This is a genomic window from Casimicrobium huifangae (genome assembly GCF_009746125.1).
GTDB classification, from domain to species: Bacteria; Pseudomonadota; Gammaproteobacteria; order Burkholderiales; family Casimicrobiaceae; genus Casimicrobium; species Casimicrobium huifangae.
In genome coordinates this window covers 3,355,826-3,372,977 of sequence record NZ_CP041352.1, presented here as the reverse complement: position 1 = coordinate 3,372,977, position 17,152 = coordinate 3,355,826, and the positions used below count along the sequence as shown (strand labels likewise).

General features: G+C 61.3%; 16 protein-coding genes. 6 read left to right on the top strand and 10 right to left on the bottom strand.

Features of this window, described 5'->3' with window-relative positions; all coding sequences use genetic code 11:
- Positions 1–52 precede the first annotated feature (52 nt).
- Together FKL89_RS15205 and FKL89_RS15200 are read right to left on the bottom strand one after the other, a co-directional pair.
- Positions 53–1,270 (bottom strand): CaiB/BaiF CoA transferase family protein, encoded by a 1,218-nt coding sequence (locus tag FKL89_RS15205; RefSeq protein ID WP_238363380.1) that lies wholly within the window; start codon positions 1,268–1,270, stop codon positions 53–55.
- A gap of 16 nt (positions 1,271–1,286) precedes the next feature.
- Entirely contained in the window at positions 1,287–2,255 is a 969-nt protein-coding gene (locus tag FKL89_RS15200) for a Bug family tripartite tricarboxylate transporter substrate binding protein (protein ID WP_156863605.1), read from the bottom strand.
- A gap of 321 nt (positions 2,256–2,576) precedes the next feature.
- On the opposite strand from FKL89_RS15200, the gene FKL89_RS15195 reads away from it, so the two are divergent.
- The 6 genes from FKL89_RS15195 (at position 2,577) to FKL89_RS15170 (ending at position 10,489) form a co-directional block, all read left to right on the top strand.
- Positions 2,577–4,028: a class I SAM-dependent DNA methyltransferase gene (locus FKL89_RS15195; protein WP_156863604.1), complete on the top strand. Its 1,452-nt coding sequence runs from the start codon at positions 2,577–2,579 to the stop codon at positions 4,026–4,028.
- Positions 4,025–4,534 carry a GIY-YIG nuclease family protein gene (locus FKL89_RS20510; RefSeq protein WP_162527539.1) on the top strand — a complete coding sequence of 170 codons (510 nt, stop codon included), beginning with the start codon at positions 4,025–4,027 and terminating at the stop codon, positions 4,532–4,534. Before FKL89_RS15195 ends, FKL89_RS20510 begins: the two co-directional genes overlap by 4 nt.
- Positions 4,531–5,748 carry a restriction endonuclease subunit S gene (locus FKL89_RS15185; protein WP_156863603.1) on the top strand — a complete coding sequence of 406 codons (1,218 nt, stop codon included), beginning with the start codon at positions 4,531–4,533 and terminating at the stop codon, positions 5,746–5,748. Before FKL89_RS20510 ends, FKL89_RS15185 begins: the two co-directional genes overlap by 4 nt.
- Before the next feature lie 414 nt (positions 5,749–6,162).
- On the top strand, positions 6,163–7,170 hold the full coding sequence (locus FKL89_RS15180) for a Fic family protein (protein WP_156863602.1): 1,008 nt from the start codon (positions 6,163–6,165) through the stop codon (positions 7,168–7,170).
- A gap of 3 nt (positions 7,171–7,173) precedes the next feature.
- A complete protein-coding gene (gene hsdR / locus FKL89_RS15175) occupies positions 7,174–9,603 on the top strand; it encodes an EcoAI/FtnUII family type I restriction enzme subunit R (RefSeq protein ID WP_156863601.1) in 2,430 nt (809 codons plus the stop codon).
- A gap of 52 nt (positions 9,604–9,655) precedes the next feature.
- Entirely contained in the window at positions 9,656–10,489 is an 834-nt protein-coding gene (locus FKL89_RS15170) for a competence/damage-inducible protein A (RefSeq protein ID WP_156863600.1), read from the top strand.
- Here the strand turns inward: FKL89_RS15170 and FKL89_RS15165 are convergent.
- The 8 genes from FKL89_RS15165 to FKL89_RS15130 all read right to left on the bottom strand — a co-directional run bounded on the left by FKL89_RS15165 (position 10,486) and on the right by FKL89_RS15130 (position 17,068).
- Positions 10,486–11,460, bottom strand: coding sequence for an N-acetylmuramidase family protein (locus tag FKL89_RS15165; protein ID WP_156863599.1), 975 nt, complete (start codon positions 11,458–11,460; stop codon positions 10,486–10,488). The two genes, FKL89_RS15170 and FKL89_RS15165, sit on opposite strands and share 4 nt — an antisense overlap.
- Entirely contained in the window at positions 11,457–12,014 is a 558-nt protein-coding gene (locus tag FKL89_RS15160) for a hypothetical protein (protein WP_156863598.1), read from the bottom strand. Before FKL89_RS15160 ends, FKL89_RS15165 begins: the two co-directional genes overlap by 4 nt.
- Positions 12,015–12,173: 159 nt before the next feature.
- Positions 12,174–12,953 carry a sulfur oxidation c-type cytochrome SoxA gene (gene soxA, locus FKL89_RS15155; RefSeq protein ID WP_156863597.1) on the bottom strand — a complete coding sequence of 260 codons (780 nt, stop codon included), beginning with the start codon at positions 12,951–12,953 and terminating at the stop codon, positions 12,174–12,176.
- A 17-nt stretch (positions 12,954–12,970) separates the two neighbouring features.
- Positions 12,971–13,321: a thiosulfate oxidation carrier complex protein SoxZ gene (locus FKL89_RS15150; protein WP_156863596.1), complete on the bottom strand. Its 351-nt coding sequence runs from the start codon at positions 13,319–13,321 to the stop codon at positions 12,971–12,973.
- Between the two features lie 26 nt (positions 13,322–13,347).
- Positions 13,348–13,800 (bottom strand): SoxY-related AACIE arm protein, encoded by a 453-nt coding sequence (locus FKL89_RS15145; protein ID WP_156863595.1) that lies wholly within the window; start codon positions 13,798–13,800, stop codon positions 13,348–13,350.
- Positions 13,797–14,267, bottom strand: a complete 471-nt coding sequence (gene soxX, locus FKL89_RS15140; RefSeq protein WP_238363379.1) for a sulfur oxidation c-type cytochrome SoxX — start codon at positions 14,265–14,267, stop codon at positions 13,797–13,799. The genes FKL89_RS15145 and soxX overlap by 4 nt, the downstream gene beginning before the upstream one ends.
- Positions 14,268–14,303: 36 nt before the next feature.
- Entirely contained in the window at positions 14,304–16,529 is a 2,226-nt protein-coding gene (locus FKL89_RS15135) for a xanthine dehydrogenase family protein molybdopterin-binding subunit (RefSeq protein ID WP_156863594.1), read from the bottom strand.
- Positions 16,526–17,068: a (2Fe-2S)-binding protein gene (locus tag FKL89_RS15130; protein WP_156863593.1), complete on the bottom strand. Its 543-nt coding sequence runs from the start codon at positions 17,066–17,068 to the stop codon at positions 16,526–16,528. Before FKL89_RS15130 ends, FKL89_RS15135 begins: the two co-directional genes overlap by 4 nt.
- Between the last annotated feature and the right edge of the window lie 84 nt (positions 17,069–17,152).

Sequence of the window (17,152 nt, the reverse complement as noted above, 5' to 3'; positions counted from 1 at the left end):
CGCGAGCTTGCGCGCGCCCACAACATGCGAGCCGACTGGCAATGTGATGTGGCTACGCCACCACATTTCTGGCCCGTAGCGCGGCGATCGCCTCGGCGGCGAGGCCGAGCTCTGCGAGCACCGCGTCGGTATCGTCGCCCAGTCTCGGCGCGGACGACCGCACGCTACCGGGCGTTGCGGACAGCTTGGGCACGATGCCGGGCACCTCAATCTCGTGGCCGTCGCGCGTGACTTGCTTCAAGATCATGTCTCTTGCACGATAGTGCGGGTCTTCGGCGATGTCCTTGGCGGTGTACACGCGGCCGGCTGGGACCTTGGCTTCGCGCAGCACTTTCAATACGTCTGCCACCGTGCGCGACTGCGTCCATGCCTCAATCGCAGCATCCAGCTCAACTACGCGCGCCACACGTCCTGCGTTGTCGGCAAGCGTCGGGTCATTGCCCAGATCGTCGCGACCGATGGCGGTCATCAATCGCCGGAAGATACTGTCACCATTGCCAGCAATGAGCACCACGCCGTCGGCGCAGCGATAGGCGTTTGACGGCGCGATGCCGGGCAGCGCCGAACCGGCCGGCTCGCGCACTTCGCCAAACGCGCTGTATTCCGGCAGCAGGCTTTCCATCACGTTGAACACGGCTTCATGCAAGGCGACGTCGATTACCTGGCCCTGGCCGCCATTGACCTTGCGGTGATACAGCGCGGTCAGCACGCCGATGGTGCCGTGCAGCGCGGCCAGCGTGTCGCCGATGGAAATGCCGCAGCGAACCGGCACGCGCCCGGTCTCGCCTGTGAGGTGACGCAAACCGCCCATCGCCTCACCAATCGCGCCGAAGCCCGGCAGGTCGCGGTACGGCCCGGTTTGCCCATAGCCCGAAATGCGTAGCATGATGAGGCCGGGGTTGTCCTTCGCCAGCGTGGCGTAATCCATGCCCCAACCCTCCAGCGTGCCGGGGCGGAAATTCTCGATCAGCACATCGGCCTGTGCGATGAGCTGGCGCGCCAGCGCCTGGCCTTCCTCGTCGCGCAGGTCAATGGCAATCGAGCGCTTGTTGCGCGACTGCACTTGCCACCATACCGAGGTACCGTCGAGAATCTTGCGCCAGTTGCGCAGCGGATCACCACTGCCCGGCGCTTCGATCTTGATCACGTCAGCGCCGAAATCGCCTAGTGTCTTGGCCGCGAATGGCCCGGCGATGAGCTGCCCCATCTCGATGACGCGCAGCCCCTGCAGAGCGCTCACGCCTTCCAACATCTTTGCCGTTGCGTTCATGGTTGGCTGTCGTCGGTCAATCCACGGTTGCGCCAGCGTCCTTGACGATCTTCGCCCAGCGCGGCAAATCGTCACGCACCAGCGAGGCAAACTGCTCGGGCGACGACTTGAACGGCTCGCAGCCCACTCCCGCCAACCGTTCGATGGCGTCCTTCGACTCCAGCGCTTTGGCAATCTCGGCGTTCAGTTGCTGGATGATCGACTTTGGCGTGCCCGCAGGCACAAACATGCCGTACCACGGCGTGGTGCCGAAGCCCTTCACCGTCTCGCCAATGGTTGGCGAATCGGGTAGCGCGGGAACGCGCTTCTCGTTGACGACGCCCAGCACCTTGATCTTGCCGGCCTTGATGAACGAAATCGACGACGGCAGGCTCTGCACCGATACCTGCACTTGCCCGCCGACCAGATCGGTCACTGCAGCAGATGCCCCCTTGTACGGCACATGCACAAGATCAATGCCCGCGGCCTTGCCGAGCATCTCACCGATCAGGTGATTGAGCGTGCCGTTACCGGCCGAGCCGATGTAGATTTTTTTGGGTTGCTGCTTCGCGAGCGCGATCAGTTCCGCCACGTTCTTGGCCGGGAACGCCGGATTGGCCACCAGCACATAGCCCGCCGTTGCCAGCGTGCCGACGGGCTGGAAGTCCTTGACCGGATCGAACCCCGTGCTCTTGTAAAGCGAAGGATTGATCACCATCGAGCTGTCGGCCGTGATCATCAGGGTGTAGCCATCGGGCTTCGCCTTGGCCGCGACCACGGTGCCCACATTGCCGCCCGCGCCGGGGCGGTTGTCCACGATGAAGGTTTGCCCGAGCTGCTCGCTGAGCTTCTGTGCGATCACTCGCGCAATGGCGTCGTTGGCGCCACCGGCGGCCTGCGGCACGATGATGGTGACGGGCTTGCTTGGATATTTGTCGTCGGCAATGGCGTTTTGCATTGCAGCCAGCGCCAGCAGGCCAGTCAGGACTCGCAGAACAGTGGACATCAGAAGCCTCCTTGGAATGTGCCAGTGCGATGGTGCGCAGTCTACGGAGAATGGCACGACAACGGAATACGTTTCCTGGCAAACGAGGTTTCGCAAAACGCGAAAGCGGTAGCAGATCAGCTTGTACGGCTGCTGCCGCTACCTATTCGCGGTGAACCTCACTTTTTCGCTCGCGTCGAGCTTCACAAAGCCGTTCATGGGTCAATCGCCCGGCGGAACCGTCAAGTGCCTGTTGAGAGGCGCAATTTTGCGGAAAGGCGGTGGAAAGTGCAGCGATCTGCACGCCAGACATAATGCAATCAACTCACGCTGATCTTGCCCATGTTCGAACAAGCCTTCAAAAATATCGACGACGTTCTCTGGAAAGAGGCGGGCTGTACTACGGAGCTGGACTACACCGAGCAAACCTCCTGGCTGCTCTTCCTCAAGTATCTCGACGGCCTGGAGCAGGACAAGGCGACCGAGGCCGAGCTTGAAGGCAAGAAGTACACCCACATCATCGCCTCGCCCTATCGCTGGGACACCTGGGCCGCGCCGAAGGATGCCAGCGGCAAGCTTGACCACAACAAGGCGCTCACCGGCGACGACCTGCGCGAGTTTGTTGACCGCACGCTGTTCCCTTACCTGCAAGGCTTCAAGCAGAAGGCCAGCGGCCCGAACACGCTGGAATACAAGATCGGCGAAATTTTTGGCGAGATCAAGAACAAGATTTCCAGCGGCTACAACCTGCGCGAGATCATCGACCAGATCGACGCGCTGCGCTTTCGCTCACAGACTGAAAAGCACGAGCTTTCGCACCTGTACGAAGCCAAAATCAAGAACATGGGCAACGCGGGCCGCAACGGCGGCGAGTACTACACGCCGCGTCCGCTGATCCGCGCGATGGTGCAGGTCACCGCGCCGAAGATTGGTGAGACGATTTACGACGGCGCCTGCGGCTCGGCGGGCTTTTTGTGCGAGGCGTTCGACTACCTGCGCCCGCTCGCGACCAAAGCGGCCGACCTGAAAACCCTGCAGGAGCGCACCTTCTACGGCAAGGAGAAAAAATCTCTCGCCTACGTCATCGCGATCATGAACATGATCCTGCACGGCATCGAAGCGCCGAACATCCAGCACACCAACACGCTCGCGGAAAACCTCGCCGACGTCCAGGAGAAGGACCGCTTCGACATCGTGCTCGCCAACCCGCCGTTCGGTGGCAAGGAACGCAAGGAAGTGCAGCAAAACTTCCCGATCCGCACCGGCGAAACCGCGTTTCTGTTCCTGCAGCACTTCATCAAACTGTTGCGCGCCGGTGGCCGCGCCGCCATCGTCATCAAGAACACGTTTCTCTCGAACACCGACAACGCCTCGGTTAGCCTGCGCAAACAATTGCTCGAAAGCTGCAACCTGCACACCGTGCTCGATTGCCCCGGCGGCACCTTCCTCGGCGCCGGCGTGAAGACGGTGGTGCTGTTTTTCGAGAAGGGCGCACCGACCCGAAAGGTTTGGTACTACCAGCTCGATCCCGGCCGCAACATGGGCAAGACCAACCCGCTCAACGACGCCGATCTCACCGAATTCATCACGCTGCAAAAGACGTTCGCTGATTCGGGCAAAAGCTGGAGCGTGGACGCGGGGAATATTGACGCCACCACGTTCGACCTCGCGGTCAAAAACCCGAGCGCCGTTGAAACCGTCACCCATCGCCGCCCGCAGGACATCATGGACGAGATTGCGGCGCTGGATGCGGAGAGCGCCGAAGTGCTCGCCGGGATCCGGGCGTTGTTGTGAAGTCTCCGTCGGTCTACATCATGGCGAGTGGCCGCAACGGCACGCTCTACATCGGCGTCACGTCTGATCTGGTCAAACGCGTATGGCAGCATCGCGAGGGCATTGCTGAGGGTTTCACCAAAGACCACGACGTCAAATTACTCGTCTGGTACGAACAACACGAAACGATGGAAAGCGCCATTTCGCGCGAAAAGGCCATGAAGAAGTGGCTGCGGAAGTGGAAGCTCGACATCATCGAAAAGATGAACCCACAGTGGAATGACCTGTGGCCAGAAATCATCGGTGAGTGGCCCTTAAGCACTATTGCCACCGTTGCCGCTATTCCTGCCCCTGTCGCCGTTCCCGTCCCTCCCGCCGTGCCCACCCCTCCCGTTCCTCTCGTCATTCCCGCGAACGCGGGAATCCAGCCCCCCACCCCACGCGAAGCGTCTGAAATGCGCTGCGCGGAGGATTACGAACTGGATTCCCGCCTGCGCGGGAATGACGGGGTTGGAGGTGGGGCGTGAGTTCTGCTTGGCCAACGAAAACGCTGTCTGAAGTCTGTGAGATCAAGCCGCCGAAATCGGAGGCACGCCAGCGTCTGGCTTCGAATGATTCAGTTTCATTTGTTCCGATGGAAGACTTGGGCATTGATCAGAAGCAGGTCGTGCCCACACAAACGAGACTGCTGGCGGACGTGGCTGGCAGCTATACGTATTTCGCCGACGGCGATGTGTTGCTTGCGAAGATCACGCCGTGCTTTGAGAACGGCAAACTCGGGATTGCGGCCAATCTGACCAACGGCGTTGGATTTGGCTCCAGCGAATACATGGTCTTACGGCCAAGCCCGGCGTTAGACAAAGAATGGCTTTACTACTATCTCTCACGCGAAACCTTTCGCACCGAGGGCGCAGCGCGCATGAGTGGTGCGGTTGGTCACAAGCGCGTTGCGAAGGAGTTCATTGATGCGTATCCGATTCCGGTACCACCACTCACCGAACAGCAGCGAATCGCCGGCATCCTCGACGAAGCGTTTGACGGCATCGCCACCGCCAAAGCCAACGCCGAAAAGAACCTCCAAAACGCCCGCGCCCTGTTCGAAAGCCACCTTCAAGCCGTTTTCACGCAGCGGGGTGACGGATGGACGGAAACAACGCTGGAGGGTGTCGCGCACCGCGAATGCACGCTTTCGTACGGCATCGTGCAACCGGGAGAGGAGGTCGCAGACGGTTTGGCGATTGTCCGACCCACAGATATGACGTCGAAGGTTATTTACCTTGACGGTCTTAAGCGCATTGATCCCAAACTGGCTGATTCTTACAAGCGAACAACTTTGGTTGGTGGCGAACTCTTGCTCTGCGTGCGTGGTAGCACAGGCATGCTCTCGATGGCCGCGCCCGAACTTGTGGGCGGAAACGTAACGCGAGGCATCGTTCCGATTCGGTTCGATCCGGCACGCATGACCCGTGACTTCGGTTTTTACCTGATGAATTCTGCTGTCGTTCAGGAACAGATACGCGAAAAAACCTACGGTACCGCGCTAATGCAGATCAATATTCGTGACTTGAGAAATATTTCTTTTTCGTTTCCGCCTTTGAAGAAGCAGGAAGCAATTGCTGGGGCTCTCCACGAACTTGGCGAAGAAACCCAACGCCTCGAATCCCTCTACCAGCAAAAACTCGCCGCGCTGGACGAATTGAAGAAGTCGCTGCTGCATCAGGCGTTCAGCGGGGCGCTGTGACGCGCCTTTGCCGACACTCGCATTCCTCCGTTCGCGGGATGACGATGACTATATGGCTTTTTCGTAAAAGTGCCTATGGATAAGGGCTTGGCAGCTAATTTTGCCAATAGTCGATAATTGCCGAAATAAAGCGCTGAGCCCTTATTGAATAAGGGTTTGATAAAAAAGCTGATGCGTCAAATCCATGTTACTGGCGGTAACATCCGCCGCCAGCGATATGTCGTCAATCCAGCGTTTTGGCGACACATTGCGCCGATATGTCGTCACGAACGACATGAGTCCGAAACATGTCGGAAAAACGCAAAAACGCCGACATATTTGTTTGACGTGTTTGGCGTGTCGCCGCCTGCGACATAGTGTCAGTGACTTGACAAATAACTTGACTCATACTTGACGTTTGGCTAGCCTTTGCGCATGGCCTACGTTCCCCGTTTCACCATCAGCGCGACTCTGCTCAATGAGGTGGAGCGGGTCGCGGCGCTGCGGGAGCGCATTCAGAGCGCCGCAGTTGATCTGGCATGGATTCCTGCGTTGCAGAAGGACACCCGTACCCGCAACGTGCACGCCTCCACCGCCATCGAAGGCAATCCGCTGACGCTGGAGCAGGTGCGCGCGCTTGAGGAAGGGCGCACGCTGTCGCGCTCCGGCGAGCGCCCGAAACGTGAGGTGATCAATTATTTCGCCGGGCTGCGCTATGTCGAAAAAAATGCCGCTGTCGAGACGATTCGTCACGACGATGTGCTGGAGCTGCACCGCATTCTGGCCGGTGAGGTGATGGATCAGGGCGAGGCGGGCCGATACCGGACGATGGGTGTGCGCGTGGGGGACTATTTGCCTCCGCCTGCGGACGCTGTGTCGGGCCTGATGTTCGAGCTGCTGGAGTGGTGGAACACGGCGGCGACGAAGCTCTCGCCGGTGCTGAGCTCGGCGATCCTGCATCATCGTTTTGAGTCAATCCATCCGTTCGCAGATGGCAATGGCCGCACGGGCCGCGCGCTTTCGCTGTGGGAGCTGTATCGGCGCGGATTTGATACGCATCACATTTTTTCGGTCGACGAGTTTTATTGGGAAGACCGGCCGCGGTACTACGCCGAGCTGGACGCCGTGCGCCACGCGGGCGATGACCTGAGCGGCTGGCTGGAATATTGCGCCGCCGGACTGCGCACGACGCTGGAGCGGGCGTGGCTACGCATCCAGACGATTCAGGGCAATGCCACGCGAAAGCTCGCGCTGCGCCCGCGACAGGAGCAACTGCTGCACCTGCTGCGTGACCACGGCAGCATGGCGCCGAACGAAATCTGGTCGGCGCTGAGCGTGTCCCGGCAGGGTGCAATGGACCTGTTGCGACCATTGATTGAGGCGGGCCTGGTGGAAAAAGTCGGCGGCGCGAAGACTGGGCACTATGTGCTCAAGAATGTGTAGCGAATGAACGAAGCCGAAACTCGCGCCGAACACATTGACCCGCAGCTTGCGGCAGCGGGTTGGGGCGTGGTGGAAGGCAGCCGCATCCGGCGTGAATACGCAATTGCACCGGGGCGCATCGAGGGGCCACTGCGGCGCGGCAAGGCGCTGACGGCGGACTACGTGCTGATCTACCGCAACACCAAGCTTGCGGTGGTGGAGGCGAAGGCGTGGGATCAGCCACTGACGGAGGGCGTGGGGCAAGCTAAGCACTACGCCGCCAAGCTCTCGGTGCGCTTCACCTACTCGACCAACGGGCAGGGCGTTTACGGCATCGACATGGACACGGGGCAGGAGGGTGAGCGCGCCGCCTTCCCGACGCCTGACGAGCTGTGGAACCTGACCTTTGCCGAAGCGGACGCATGGCGCGATCGCTTTGCGGCGGTGCCGTTCGAGGATCGCGGCGGCTACTTTCAGGGGCGCTACTACCAGGACATCGCGGTGGAGCGTGTGCTGCAGGCCATCGCGGACGGGCAGCGACGCATATTGCTGACGCTCGCGACCGGTACCGGCAAGACCTTCATCGCGTTCCAGATTGCGTGGAAGCTGTTTCAAAGCCGCTGGAACCTGACGCGCGAACCCGCTCGCCGGCCACGCATCCTCTTCCTCGCCGACCGCAACATCCTGGCCGATCAGGCGTACAACGCGTTTTCAGCGTTTGCCGACGATGCGCTGGTGCGCATCGCGCCCGACGATATCCGCAAGAAGGGGCAGGTGCCGAAGAACGGGAGCATCTTCTTCACGATTTTTCAGACATTCATGAGCGGTCAGGAATCGTCACTCCCGCGCAGGCGGGAGTCCAGCGCAGACGGTCTGGATTCCCGCCTGCGCGGGAATGACGTGACCGCAGCGATTCAGACGCCCAATGACGCCGCCGTTGGCTCGCCGTACTTCGGCGAGTACCCGCCGGACTTCTTCGACTTTATCGTGATCGACGAATGTCATCGTGGCGGTGCCAACGACGAGAGTAGCTGGCGCGGCATCCTCGACTACTTCTCGCCTGCTGTGCAGCTCGGATTGACGGCGACGCCGAAGCGGGATGACAACGTTGATACCTACGCATATTTCGGTGAACCGGTTTACACGTATTCGCTGAAGGACGGCATCAACGATGGCTTCCTCACGCCATTTCGCGTGAAGCAGATTGCAACGACGCTGGACGACTATGTGTACACGCCGGACGACACGCTGATCGAGGGTGAAATTGAAGCAGGTAAACGCTACGAAGAGAAGGATTTCAACCGCATTATCGAGATCAGGGAGCGCGAGGCGCATCGCGTGAAAGTCTTCATGGAGCAGATTGACCAGCGAGAAAAAACACTGGTCTTTTGCGCCACGCAACTGCACGCGCTGGTGGTGCGCGACCTGATTAACCAGATCAAGGCCAGCAAGGAGCCGAATTACTGCGTTCGCGTGACGGCCAACGACGGCGCGCTCGGCGAACAGCATTTGCGCGATTTTCAGGACAACGAAAAATCCATCCCGACGATCCTGACCACCTCGCAAAAACTCTCAACGGGCGTGGATGCCCGCAACGTCCGCAACATCGTGCTGATGCGACCAGTGAACACCATGATCGAGTTTAAGCAGATCATCGGACGCGGCACGCGGCTGTTTGACGGCAAAGCGTACTTCACGATCTACGACTTTGTGCGGGCGCATCATCATTTCAACGATCCGGAATGGGACGGCGAGCCGCTGGCACCAGAACCACCGGCGGTTCATCAAGTGCGAGAGCCGCAACCTGAGTGGCCAGCGGAGGCGGAAGGTGGCGCGGCGGAGGAGGCTGGTGATGCCGCTGCGCAGGCACGCCGCACGGTGCGGGTGAAACTGGCTGATGGCAAGGCACGCAACATCCAGCACATGATGGCCACGAGCTTCTGGCACGCCGACGGCACGCCGATGTCGGCACAGCAGTTTATGGAAATGCTGTTCGGTCGCCTGCCGGAATTCTTCGCCAACGAGGATGAGTTGCGCGCGCTCTGGAGCGCCCCCGAAACCCGCCGCCAATTGCTTGATGGGCTGGCAGAAAAAGGTTTTAGCCGCGAGCAACTCGCCGAGATGCAGCGCGTGATCGGCGCTGAAAAGAGTGATCTGTTTGATGTGCTCTCTTACATTGCGTTCGCCGCAGAACCCAAGACGCGTGCCGAGCGCGCTGAATTTGCACGGGCGGCAGTTGCGCGCGACTTCGGCGAGAAGCAGCAGGCCTTCATCAATTTCGTGCTCGATCAGTACGAGACACAAGGGGTAGACGAACTTGATCTCGGGCAACTCGTCCCCTTGCTGCGTTTGCGCTTCGGTGATGCGATCAGTGACGGGCTTGCCACCCTTGGCGATGTGACCGCCGTTCGCCAAGCCTTCGTTGGCTTTCAGCCCGCGCTGTACGCGCGCTAGTTGCCGAAATCCGTAACCGACAGTCACCTGACAATCAAAGACTCGTTGTTCTATGTCTACATCACCCAACACGTCGTCAGCGACCTTCTCCCTGATCGTCGTGGGCGACGAAATCCTCTCCGGCAAGCGGCAGGACAAGCATCTGGCGAAGGTGATTGAGCTGCTATCGGCGCGGGGGCTGGCGCTGGCGACGGCGGAGTATGTGGGTGATGATCGGCCGAGGATTGAGGCGGCGCTGCGGCGCGCGTTTGCGCGTTCACGCGAGACTGGCGAGATTGTGTTCTCGACCGGCGGTATCGGCGCGACGCCAGACGATCACACGCGTCAATGTGCGGCTGCAGCGCTCGGCGTACCGCTTGCGTTGCACCCGCAGGCAGAGGCGCTGATCCGCGAGCGCATGCAGGACGTGGCGCGCGAGCAGGGCGTGGCGTACGAGCCGGACCGTGCTGACAATGTGCATCGCCTCAACATGGGCGTGTTCCCCGACGGCGCCGAGATTATTCCGAACCCTTACAACAAGATCCCAGGCTTCTCGGTGGGCGACGTGCACTTCGTACCAGGCTTCCCGGTGATGGCGTGGCCGATGATTGAGGGCTTGCTCGATACGAAATACGCGCACCTGCATCGTCGTGACGCCTACGTCGAAAAATCGGTGATCGTGTTCGGCGCGATGGAGGCAACACTGACGCCGCTGATGGAGGCGGTGGAGCGCGATCATCCGGGCGTGAAGGTGTTCAGTTTGCCAAGCGTTGATCACCCGCAGTACGGCAAGCACATTGACCTCGGCGTGAAGGGAACACCGGACGTCGTTGACGCCGCTTACATGCAGTTGCGCGCTGGTCTTGTCGCGCTCGATGTCACCCTTGGCCCGGAGCTGGCGCGTTAGGTACCGCCGTACTTCGCGTATGCCTTGGCGATCTTGGTGTCGTAGTCGAAGTCCTTGTAGTTCTTGCCGTTATAGCCTTCAGCGAACTTGGCCCATGCTTTGTTTTTCAGATGCACGATCAGCCCGTTCGTGACGCAGTAGGCCTCAAACGACTTCAGGTGATTGTTTTCTGATTCCTGCATCGCGCGAGCGAATGACACCGGATCGGGCCAACCGTTGTGATTGGAGCCCAAAACCTGAAACTTCCCCCACGAGCAGGCTTTGATGGCTGCGACGGGGTCGAGTACCATCGCTTCGAATAAACGACTGTACTGATTCCACGAGTAGTACTTCTTCGCGGACGCCCGCCGACACGAAAGATGAGGGTGGCTCAGGTCGAACCTTTTGGCGGTGTGCTTGCGAAAGTGGTGCGCTTCAAAAAGTATCTTGGCGCGGTATTGGTCGTCAAATCCGCTTCGGCCGCCCGATTCGACTTGCGCCACTGCTTTGATCGCCGCCACGCAGATGCCATTTCGGCTTGCGACGTCAGCGAAATTTGCGTCAGTCAATGGCGCCGGGCAGAAATTCGGCGAGGGCAGCGTATGCGTCACGTCGCGATAGAGCACGATCTGCGGCGAGGCAGCGCGCTGATTGTGCACGGTCCGCAATAACTGGCGAATTTCCCTGGTTATCGCTTCGCCACGAGACGCCGGAAGAAACGTCTTGTCAGCAAACGCCTCTGCGAGTAGCTCGGGAATGACTGCTTCGAGGTTGGCCGTGGCGGAAGACACTGCTGGCGCAGAAGAGGCAAGTTGCGACGGCTTCCGTGATTTCCCGACAAATCGGAACAGTAGTTCGCGAAGGCGCTGTGGTCCGACGGCGGTGCCGGCCTTCACCAATTCGTCCATAGTCATCGCATGCATCATCGTCCACAGCATGCGGTAGTTGTTCGATTCGACAGCGCTGAACAGGGCGCCCACCGCGAATGTCATTTAACCGCCCCACGCGTGGCGGGTTTCACGGCTAGCCGCTGCGTCACGTCAGCAGCGGTTCGAGCGCCGCGGAGCCTGGACTCGACGTCCGTCATGCGGACAAAGGCGGTGCCGGTCCACTTGTATACGCAGGCGGCGTAGTAGGGTGTCTGCTGCGGCCCGATCCGCACGGCCGAAAACAGGACGATCAGCTCTTTCGATGAATCCTGGTCAACGTTTCGGAACATCACCGCGCGTACCTTCATCATGAAAGCTGACTCCGGCTCGTCCGGCGGTGGCAACGGGTGAACGCTGCCGTCCGCGCCTGCTACACGGCCGCTGTACGGACCGTCATCAATCGTGTCCGACTGAGTCAACCACACACTTGCCTGCTGCCATGGGCCGAGTGCACCGGCGACTACCTTGTGCGCCATCTTCTCGCCAGCCGCGAGCTGGATTGCCGGCTTTGCTGAATCGACCGCAGCGGCGGCGGACGTGACGGTCAACGCCGCAGTGACTGTGGCGGCGAAAAATACGCGGCAAACTGAATGGAAGAATTTTTCTCGAAATCTCATGGCAGCGTGATACTTTGATGTTTTGGATGGCGGGCGAACGCGTAATTTCTTTAGACGGAGTTCACCCCGCCGAAGCGACATCCAAAGCAAAAGGAGTGGCGATGTCCTGCAGCGGGAGTCGGCTGGCTTGACGGAAATCACCGGGCCGCAGCGCGAGTGTCAGGGTCGAACCCCCGGTGTCTCCAGCGGCATTCCGGACGCACGCTTCATCAGGTAAGCCTCCAGATCGAGGAGTTCGCTGCTGCCGTACGGGTAGGGTTCGGCACGCACCGCTGTCATGCAGCCGCGCAGACGGCGTTGCAGGCTGCCCACTGCCTGCCATTCAAGGCGGTAGATCGGATATCCGGTCGGGTGCCCTTGCGGAATAATGTTGCCGCCCAGACGCTTGCCAGCCAGTCCGTCGTGGCAGTCGCGACAGCTCAGATCCATCTGCCCTATGCGCTGGCGGTAGAGCGCTTCGCCGCGCGCCTGCGCCGCTGCCAGCAAGGGCTGCACCGGCGGCGCAATGGGTAGCGTGCGGCTTTCGAACGCCAGTGCCGCTTCGAGCCCCAGCAATGACGCGTTTTCTGCGGGCCACGCGCTGGCCTGTTGCCGCTCGACGCGACACTGGTTGATCTGCTGTGCCAGGTTGATGACGCGTTGCGTGCTGGTTGCCGACGCTGTTGCGGCTGAAGGTGCTGCCATCGCAGGATAGCGCACTGCAACACCACGCATCTTCGCGATCTCGCCGTGACAGTCGGCGCAGGCCTTGTTGGCAGCACCGGTGCGCTCGGTCCATCGAGCCTGTCCGTCCTTCACCCACAACATGCCGGGGTTCTGCGCGTCGTCCTTTTGCAGCGTCTGCGTTGCAGCGGATGCGTAGTCGATGCCAGATTTGCGGGGCTCGGCGGCTGATGTGAGCGCGATGACCAGCGCCGCTATTGCGAGAGCAAGCCGCATTGGCGAACGATAGGCCCTCACGTGACGAGCAGATTCACCTGTTCGCGGTGGGCGAAACCATTGTCACCCGTCCAGATGAAAATCAGCGTGCCGCTTCTTTCCGCCCGGAAGTGAAAAGCGAAATAGGGATTGGCGGCAACGGCAGCATGCAGCGTGGCAGCAAAGACCAGACGGCTGCCCGGCTTGCTTGAACCGTCGCTGGTGCTCACCGACTGACCCGTGCCCTCGACGAAACTGCAGGTGAAGCGGCGGATCAGGTCGCGCGGCAGCAGTGCCCCTTCCGATGAGCGGCGGTAGCCTGTCTCCATCGCGTGCTGCACCAGGGCGCGTACCTCTATCACGTCGCCGGCACGGGCCGCCTTGGGCATGGTGATGAGTGCACTGGCCACCGCTGCTACTCCTCCACGCACGAAGCGGTGGTGACGATTACTTCCACGGTGTGCGTCCAGCAACTGCCGTCATTCATTTTGGCCACGGCAATCAGCTGCTGCGACGTAGCCAGGCGGATTCGCGTGGCCACACGTGCGCGCCCGCAGAGAGGCGTCAGTTCAAATACGGCGACATCGTTCTGCGGATTTTTCTCGTTGAAGATGGCGATACCGGTGACGTGCTGCGCGGTGGTCATCGGGCTGTCTACCGTCACCTCTACGGGAACGCTGTTGCCGTTTTCGACCAGCGGTGTAATGTCAAATTTCACGCGCCCTTCGCGTAGCGCGGCACCAGGGCCTGCGTAGGCGCGGGCGAGTTCGCTGAGGATGGGTGAAACGACAATATTTGCCGCCAGCGACCGCATTGCGATCAGCAGCGTGCCGGCGGCGCTGGCTCCGAGCAGGGTGCGGCGGTTCATCGCAGTGTTTGCAGCCAGGCAACCACGTCCTCGATCTGCTGTGCATCGAGGATAGTCTTGTCGCGCCACGCAGCACCGACGCGATTCCGTGGCGCGGTCTCAAAATAGGCTGGCATGATGGAAGCCGGGTTTTGCCGGCGCGGGTTCACCAGTCGCTGACGCAGTTGCGCCGCCGTCCAGCGCGCGCCAGCGCCGGCGAGGTTGGTCGAGATATCCCCCTGAAACGGCACCTCCAGCGGCGCCTGATGGCAAAGCAGGCACTGACTTAGCTGCCGCTGGGCCACCAGTGCGCGCCCGCGTTCGGCGCTGCCAGCGGTCGCTGTCAGCGGCTCCAGCAGTCCATCCTCGCCAGCCGTAGCGGTGCCGGCAGTGGCCGGAGCAGCAGCCATCGCGCCGCCCGCTCCGGTCAGCGCGAGTGACGCAGCGGCCACCATCGGCACGCCGAGACGAAGCGCGACAGGTGTCATGTCAGGCAAGACTCCACTGAATGACCGCAAGAGTGGCTAGGCCTTGCTCAATTGATCCTTCAGCGGCAGGTTGCGGATGCGCTTGCCGGTCGCTGCGAAGATCGCGTTGAGCACAGCCGGCGCGGCTACGGCAATGGTCGGCTCACCAACCCCACCCCAGAAGTCACCCGATGGCACCAGCACGGTCTCCACTTTCGGCATCTGCGCCATCTTCAGACTCGGATAGTTGTGGAAGTTGGTCTGCTCGATGCGACCGTCCTTCACGGTGCACTCCTGATACAGCGCCGCCGACAGGCCGTAGACGAATGAGCCCTCGACCTGTGCCTCGATCTGCTGCGGGTTCACGGCGTTGCCGCAGTCGGTGCCGGCCACGATGCGGTGAATGGTGAGTTCACCCCCCTTGCCAACCGACACTTCGGCAATCGCGGCGACATAGGAGCCAAAGCCCATTGTCTGCGCGATGCCCCGGAAGACGCCTGCGGGCGCGGGTTTGTCATAGCCAATCTTCGCCGCAACGGCATTGAGCACTGCGAGGTGCTTGGGACTCTTTGCCATCAGTTTGCGACGCAGGGCGAGCGGGTCCTGCTGGGTGGCATGCGCGATCTCGTCGATGAAACACTCGAGGTAGATCGTGTTCTGGTTCAGGTTCACGCCGCGCCAGAAGCCGGCAGGCACCGAGGGGTTGCGCATCGCGTGATCCACGCGCAGCGCCGGGAAGGTGTAGCCGATTGACGCTTCAGGGCCGGGAGGATTGAGGCCCTGGAAGACGACCGGGTCCTTGCCGTCGCGAATCATCTGCGGGTTCACCGTGGCGAGGATCGACTGACCGGCGATGCGCATGGTCAGCCCGGCAATCTCACCCTTGTCATCAAGCCCGGCAACCAGTTTGCAGTGGGTGACCGGATGGAAGCGGCCTTGCGCCATGTCCTCCTCGCGCGACCACAGCATCTTGATCGGCACGCCCGGCATTTCCTTCGCGATCAGCACCGCCTTGCGTACATAGTCGGTGGCGCCGCGACGACCGAAACCGCCGCCCAGGTGAATCTTGTAGACCTCGCATTGCGCGGGCTTGAGGCCTGCAGCTTCGGCCGTGGCGGCCAGCGCTGCTTCGCCATTCTGCGTGGGCAGCCAGACTTCGCAGCGCTCCGACGTCCACTTCACGGTGGCGTTCATCACCTCCATGCAAGCGTGGTTCTGATGCGGGTAGCTGTATACCGCCTCAATGCGTCGCGCCGCATTGTCAATGGCGCTGACCGCGTTGCCGACGTCATTGCCGATGACGGCGTCGGTGCTTTCCAGCGCTTCATTGAGCACCTCGGCGAACGCTTCGCTGCTGGCCTTGGCGTTGGGGCCTGGGTCCCATTCGACCTTGAGCGCATCGAGCGCGGTTTTGGCGCGCCACCAGGTGTCGGCGATCACGGCAACGCCACTGTCACCGACGCGCACCACTTTCTTGACGCCAGGGCGCTTCATCACGGCCGCTTCGTCGAAGCTCTTCACCTTGCCGCCAAAGATCGGGCAGTCGGTCATCGCGGCGTTGAGCATGCCGGGCAGCTTGAGGTCCATGCCGTAGACCTGCTTGCCGGTGGTTTTGTCAACAGTATCCAGGCGCGCAATGCGCTTGCCGGCGATCTTCCAGTCCTTCGCCGGCTTCAGCATGATGTCCTTCGGCTGCGGCAGCTTGGACGCAGCGACGGCAACCTTGCCGTACGTCGTGCTGCGTTTGCTGGGGCCGTGGGTGATAACGCCCTTGCTGACGCTGCATTCCGCAGCCGGCACTTTCCAGCCGTCGGCGGCCGCCTGCATCAGCGCCATGCGTGCGGCGGCGCCGCCCTTGCGCACATAGTCGTGCGATTGCCGGATGCCGCGACTGCCGCCGGTGGAGAAGTCTCCCCACACGCGCTCGCGCTTGAGGTTCTGGCCCGGTGTCGGGTATTCGGTGGTGACCTTTGCCCAGTCACATTCCAGCTCTTCGGCAACGAGCTGCGCGAGGCCGGTGAGCGTGCCCTGGCCCATCTCGGAGCGGGCGATGCGGATCACCACGCGATCATCGGGCTGGATCACCACCCAGGCGTTGATCTCGGGCGGCATGGTGGCTGCTGCGGCACCCTGCGCGAGCGCCTGCTGGCCCATCAGTGGCAGATGGAAGCCGAGCACCAGACCGCCGGTGGCGCCGGCGCTCTGCTTGAGGAAGTTGCGACGGCTCACGCGGGCGGGCGCGCCAGCGGCCGTGGATGCGGATTTGCGAGTGGGAGAATTCATGCCTTGGCTCCTTCCACGTGCTCAATGTTGAGCGAGGTCTTGCCGAGCTCTGCTTTCGAGTGCATCTTGCCGCCGCTCTTCGCAGCGGCCATCTCTTTGGCGGCGACATGAATCGCGGCGCGGACGCGGTTGTAGGTGCCGCAGCGACAGATGTTGGTCATCGCGTCATCGATGTCCTTGTCGGTCGGGTTCGGCTTGTCTTTCAGCAGCGCAGTGGCCGCCATGATCATGCCGGACTGGCAGAAACCGCACTGCGGCACGTCGAGCGCCTGCCACGCCTTCTGGATTGGGTGTGAACCATTGGGACTCAGGCCCTCGATGGTGGTGATCTTTTGCGTTGCCTTCACTACAGCGGCGGGCATGGCACATGAGCGCACGGCGACTCCATCAATGTGCACCGTGCAGGCGCCGCATTGCGCGACGCCGCAGCCATATTTGGTGCCGGTCAGGCCCAGTTGTTCACGCAGCACCCACAAGAGCGGGGTTCCCTCATCCGCTGAATACTCCAGCGGCTTGCCGTTCACGTTCAATCGGGCCATTGCACTCTCCTTTCGATCGAAGCGCGATTATTGCTCGCTGCCGCGCAAAAGTGATGCCGGGTTGATCCGAATCAAAACATTCGC